Raw genomic sequence first — 5,705 nt, 5'->3', positions numbered from 1 at the left:
GGAATAACGCATCGGCGTTTTCCGGCGTGAGCACGTCCAGATAAGTCTGCATGCCCAGATCGGTCAACAACAGAAAGCCTTGCTTTAAATCCTGCGCCAGTATCCGCGGCGCGTGCACGCCCGCCTCGCGCAGCAGCGCGGCGACTTTTACAAACGGCCAACAGTCTTCCTTGTCCGGCGGTGCGTCCATGACAATGAAGCTTTTGTCATCGACGCGCGCCCGGAAATAACGCCGGAAACTAGCGTCGCCGGAGGCGACCGTAAGCTCGCAGGCAGAGAGTCCGTCGTGTGTGCGCAGCCAGGCACGCAAACACCGCAGACGTTCGTCAGGGTCGGTCATGCATTTCAAGGGCCTTGCTCTAGTGATTTGCCGGCAGCCCGCAAGCAATTTTGACCAGGTTGATGCTCAAGTCGCGGCTGCGGTTCCGCGGTCAGGGGCCCGGCTGCCGCCGGCGGATCAATTCAGCCGACTGTGGTGTTCCTGCAGGCGAAACACCAGCTGGCGCACGACGCCGGTGTCGTCATCGTCGGGTGCGTGGCGCAGATAATATTGCAAATCCTTGAGCGCGGCGTTGTAACACTCCAGGGCGTTGAACATCAGACCGCGCTCGCGATATTCGCGGACGCGGTCGGGGTCCACCAGCAGTATCTTGGTGATGATGGCGATTATTTTGGTCGTCTTGCCCAGCTGTTGATAAATCCCTTTGAGATTGGCCAGCATCCTGATGAGGATATGTTTGTTCGAGGCGGCGGCGAGGAATGGCGTCGGCGACTCGATAGCCACATGGAACACGCCCTGCAGACGGTTTGTGAGATCTTCCGCGCTCAGCGAGATGCCGCGGTTATAGGGATCGATCACCACCTCCCCGTCGCCATACGGCAGTTTGACCAGGAAATGCCCCAGGAAGGACACACCCATCAGATCAAGGCCTAAGCGCCGGCCCAGTTCCATGTAAACCACCGACAGCGAAATAGGTATCCCGCGACGCCGCTCCAGCACCTCGTTAATGTAACTGTTGCGCGGGTCGTAATACTCGCCGGTGTTGCCGCGGAAACCCAGTTCCCTGAACAGGAAATTGTTCAGTTGCCGGATCTGAATCTGCTCATCCATGTCCGGTGCGACGCGCCTGCCCATCTCTTGTGCCCAGGTGTCGAGCGTGGCCACATGGTGCGCCACATCCAGATCGGGATACTCATCCGCACCGATCAGCAGGGCCGCGCGCAGCAGATCCACATTATCGTCCGGCAGGCTGATCTGCCGGCGGAACGACTCTACACAATTACTTTGCATGGCGAGACATTCTAAAACGCGCTATCTGTATTTGTAACCTACAACGAAAGAATGACAATCTCCGACGCCTTGACATTGCGGGCCCGCCGCCTGCCAGGATGAACGCATTCTTATGCCTTGCGCTGACCGACAGGGCGCGCGATTCTAGCGCCCGCAGCCTGGCGCTCGCCGCGCACGATCGTACTGTCTACGTGCCTTTGTGCGGCAGCAACGCCATATTTCCGTACTTAAAGTCCTCGTATCCCTGGGGTGAGCGATGTCGAACCGCACCATCGAAATCAACGACCGGATTTATGATTATCTGCTGGCTGTGTCCGTGCGCGAGCCGCCGCTCCTTGCGCGGCTGCGCGAAGAGACGGCCAAAGATTCGGCGGGCGGCATGCAGATCGCGCCGGAGCAGGGGCAGTTCATGGCGCTGCTGGTGGAACTGCTGGACGCGCGGCGCGCGATCGAGATCGGCACGTACACCGGCTACAGCGCGCTGTGCGTGGCCATGGCGATGCCCGCTGACGGCCGCCTGATCTGTTGCGACACCAGCGAGGAATGGACGAACCTGGCGCGACGTTACTGGGCGGAAGCAGGGATTGCGAACAGGATCGACTTGCGCGTGCGCCCGGCGCTGGAGACACTGGATTCGCTGCTGGCGCAAGGCGCGGCCGGGACTTTCGACTTCGCGTTTATCGATGCGGACAAGGAGAATTACCACAACTACTACGAGCGCTGCTTGGAATTAATGCGTCCGGGCGGTCTCGTTGCGGTGGACAACACCTTGTGGGGCGGCTCGGTCGCCGAGTCCGACAAGACGGATGCCGAGACCGAGGCGATCCGGCGCTTCAACGAGCGGCTTTACGACGATAAGCGCGTGTCGATAAGCCTGGTGCCCATTGGTGACGGGTTGACCCTCGCGCGCAAGTATCCGGATTAGCGCCGGCCGGTGGGTGACTCGTGCGTTCGGGTTCCCGGTACATGTTGCACGCGGGTGCGGCAATCAGCCGTCTGGTGCATCATTTTTTATCAGACCTTTGAAAAAAATCTTCGAGTTACGCTGATAGTTGTACAGTTCGCGCCGCTTGACCGGCAGGGTTTTTATCGCACCCTCGCGAAAGCCGCGCTCCAGAAACCAGTGCGCAGTCTGTGTGGTGAGCACAAAAAGCTGCTTGAGACGCAACTCGACGGCTTTTTTCTCCAGACGTTCAAGCAGCATCTCGCCGCGGCCCGCGGCGCGATAGCGCGGATGCACCGCAAGGCATGCAATTTCGGCGAAGCTCTCGTCGGCGAAAGGATAAAGCGCGGCGCACCCGATGATCATGCCGTCGCGTTCAAGCACGTTGAAGCGCCGGATTTCCAGCTCCAGCTGCTCGCGCGAACGGCGCACCAGCGCGCTCGACTGTTCCAGCGGCGCGATCAGTTCCAGGATGCCGCCGATATCGTCAATGACCGCCTCGCGCTGTCCCTCGTAAGTCTCGGCGGTAATGAGGGTGCCAGCGCCGTCGCGGGTATAAAGCTCCTTGAGCAGCGCGCCGTTGATGCGACGGTTGACCAGATGCACGCGCCGCACGCCGCTGAGGCAGGCGCTGACCGCGCCTTCGATATCGCGGCGCGTTTCTTCGCTTATGCGCCGTTTACCAATAAGCAACGCCTGCGCCTGCGCGAGATTCAATTCCCGCACGGCCTTGCGCTGGCCGTTGCGCAAGCCTGAGTCTTCGGTGAGGAAAATCAGTTTGTCGGCGGGCAGTGAGGCGGCTGTCATCGTGGCCACGTCCGCGGCGGACAGATTGAACACCTCGCCCGTCGGCGAAAATCCCAGCGGCGACAGCAACACCAGGTTGTGCTGGCCGAGCTGCTGGCGAATACCGTCCACGTCAACCTTGCGCACCTCGCCGGTGTACGCGAAGTCGACGCCATCGCGCACGCCCAGCGGACGCGCGGTCACGAAGTTACCGGACACCACGCGCAGCCGCATGCCCGACATGGGTGTGTTGGCGAGGCCGGCCGAAAGGCTGGCCTCGATCTCCACCCGTACGCATCCGGCCGCCTCTTTCACCGCGGCCAGCGCGGTCGCGTCGGTTACGCGCAGACCCTGGTGATAGTGCATCTGTGTACCGCCCTGTTTGAGCCGGGCCTCGATCTGTGGTCGCGCGCCATGCACGATCACGAGTTTGACGCCCAGACTGTGCAACAGGGCGAGGTCGTGAATCAGGCTGGAAAAATCGGCATCCGCGATGGCCTCGCCACCGAAGGCAATCACGAAAATGCGCTCGCGGTGAGCGTTGATGTACGGTGCGGCGTTGCGAAAGCCGGGGATGTCGAATTGCTCGTTGTTCAATATCTGTCCTCTTCAGGGCATGTTCTCTTCGGGCTATCGTTTTCGGGCTCGTTTGTATCGGCGACCGGCGCGTGATTGTAAAGAGTAAGCGGCCGCGCCGTCCCACGCCACTAACTCACGCGCGTCTCCGCGAAGGCCATCCCCCCGGAATCGATATATACAAAGTATAAGTATTGACTGCCGCACGATATCTGGTGTAGTAGAACAGTTCCCTCTAAAGAAAATTGCGCGGTGACCTCATCGCGGTCGCAAAGCGCAAACCGGCATCGGATGTAAAGTTGCAAACTCACGGGCGCATCAGCAAGGCCAAAGCTGTAAGGGTGTCGCTACTCGGCGGACGTGCGCGCCGCCCCGCCACCTGGCATTTGTATCAGCGCTATTATCTGATTGGCCTGCGCGCGATCCCGGGCCTTGAGTTCAGCTACGCGGATACAGCCGACAGACGTTTCGCCTGGACGCTGGAGCGGAATTGGCCGGGCGCTTCCCGGGCGTGGGAATACTACGCCGGCCTGCAGGCTAAACAGCGCGAGGAAACGGCCAACCACGTCGCGCGTTATCTGTTCTATCTTCCCACGCGCGCCGAGCCGGTGCGGGTCGCAATCGACCAGCATGACGGACGTGGCATTCGCGAGCCCGAGGCGCACGACTGGGCGGAAATCTATTTCAAGGTCAATCGCTGGCCGAATCTGGATTACAGCGACAAAGTGCGAGGGCTTGTTACCGGCAACGGCGCGCTTACGCAGGCGCGCATCGATCGGCTGGTGGCGCTAAGGGATTATCCCAAGCATCTGGATCTCGTGTTTACCGCCAGGCTGTGGCCCAGCGTGCCGGGGCCCACGTACTGGCATCCGGTAGAGCATCTGGTGCGGCTGTTCGAGACGCTGGCGCAGCTCAATATCCGCTCGTTGCTGCGCGCGATCGTGCCCAGGTCGCACGAAGGCGAGCTGCCGAAGCACTTTATCGATCGACTGGTCAACTGTGGCGTGCAGTTGACGAAAACCAACATCACCGTAGACGAGTTGTGGGCCGCGACCGCGGCCGCGCGCGTGGCGTTCCTGCGTCCAGGCAAGCATCTGTGCGTGTCGTGGCGCATGATCGATCATCTGGCGATGGGCGCGTGTACGGTCTGCGACCGCGCGGCTTACACGCAGTGGCCGGTGCCGATGCGCGCGGGCCGCGAATTCGTCAACTGCGAAATCGGCATCGATCAGGACGAATCGCTACCCGCTATTGCCGATTATGAATGCATCTCCGACACCGTCATGGCGCTGGTGCACAATGCGGATCGTGCGGCGTCGGTGCGCGATGCGTCGGCGGCGTACTTCGACGGGCACGTTACGCCGAAACGGATCGCGCGCTACCTGATCGAGACCGCCGACCGCATCGCGCAAGACGCCGGCCCCAGGAATATCAAACCCGCAAAGACACGACGTATGAAGCGACCTTCGCGGCGTTGAGCACGCACGTGTAACCTACCAGTTCAATTCCAGACCCGCGAATATCGACCGTTCCTCGCCGGGATTGAATAGCTCGGCATCTTCACCGCCCGCGTTCGCGACGGTGCTGGTGTTGGAGATGTACGCCCTGTCGCCCAGGTTCCGCGCCTCGACGAACAGCGACCAGCCGCTCGCGTGTTGGTAGCCCGCGCGAGCGCCGTCGATGACGAATGAATCGGCCTCCAGCGTACTGGCGTAGTCCACAAAATAGCGGCTCGCCGCCTGCACGTGCGGGCCGACGTATACGCCCGAGGCGTGCTCGTAGAGCGCCTCAAGCCGGCCGAGATGGCGCGGAATGCCCGGGATCTGGTTGTCGCCGAAAGCGGGATCACCGTCGAAGCGGAAGCGATTGTAGGTGTACGTGGCGCGCAGGCGCAGGTCGCCTGCCAGCGAACGCCTAAGCGACAACAGTGATTCGAGGCCAAGTTCGATGCCCGCATGTGTAGTCTCGTCCGCATTGCTGGTGGCGAACTCGCCAGACGGCAGCGGCGGCAGCTCCACTACAAGAATCTCATCGTCCAGCCACGCGTGATACACCGCCGCGTCCCAGCGCAGACTCTGCGCGCCGCCGCGCGTGCCGAGTTCGATGGTA

6 protein-coding genes are annotated in these 5,705 nt (G+C 61.4%); 2 read left to right on the top strand and 4 right to left on the bottom strand.

From position 1 onward, the window contains the following. Nucleotides 1-340: phosphotransferase (locus tag H0V34_10085; protein MBA2492023.1), on the bottom strand; the 340-nt coding region annotated here is incomplete at its 3' end. A 117-nt stretch (nt 341-457) separates the two neighbouring features. Further along, complete coding sequence (locus H0V34_10080; protein MBA2492022.1) at nt 458-1,291, bottom strand: tetratricopeptide repeat protein; 834 nt, start codon at nt 1,289-1,291, stop codon at nt 458-460. Between the two features lie 256 nt (nt 1,292-1,547). Here H0V34_10080 and H0V34_10075 point away from each other — a divergent pair, with 256 nt between their 5' ends. Next, nucleotides 1,548-2,216: a class I SAM-dependent methyltransferase gene (locus H0V34_10075; protein MBA2492021.1), complete on the top strand. Its 669-nt coding sequence runs from the start codon at nt 1,548-1,550 to the stop codon at nt 2,214-2,216. A 63-nt stretch (nt 2,217-2,279) separates the two neighbouring features. Here H0V34_10075 and argA read toward each other — a convergent pair whose 3' ends face one another. Then, nucleotides 2,280-3,620 carry an amino-acid N-acetyltransferase gene (gene argA / locus H0V34_10070; protein MBA2492020.1) on the bottom strand — a complete coding sequence of 447 codons (1,341 nt, stop codon included), beginning with the start codon at nt 3,618-3,620 and terminating at the stop codon, nt 2,280-2,282. 275 nt (nt 3,621-3,895) lie between these two features. Here argA and H0V34_10065 point away from each other — a divergent pair, with 275 nt between their 5' ends. Next, nucleotides 3,896-5,074: a hypothetical protein gene (locus H0V34_10065; GenBank protein ID MBA2492019.1), complete on the top strand. Its 1,179-nt coding sequence runs from the start codon at nt 3,896-3,898 to the stop codon at nt 5,072-5,074. A gap of 15 nt (nt 5,075-5,089) precedes the next feature. Here H0V34_10065 and H0V34_10060 read toward each other — a convergent pair. Beyond that, the coding region (locus H0V34_10060; GenBank protein ID MBA2492018.1) for a TonB-dependent receptor at nt 5,090-5,705 on the bottom strand (616 nt) is incomplete at its 5' end.

Source organism: Gammaproteobacteria bacterium (assembly GCA_013696315.1).
Taxonomy (GTDB): domain Bacteria; phylum Pseudomonadota; class Gammaproteobacteria; order JACCYU01; family JACCYU01; genus JACCYU01.
The sequence above is the reverse complement of the archived record's forward strand: the minus strand, read 5'-3'. Positions and strand labels throughout refer to the sequence as shown.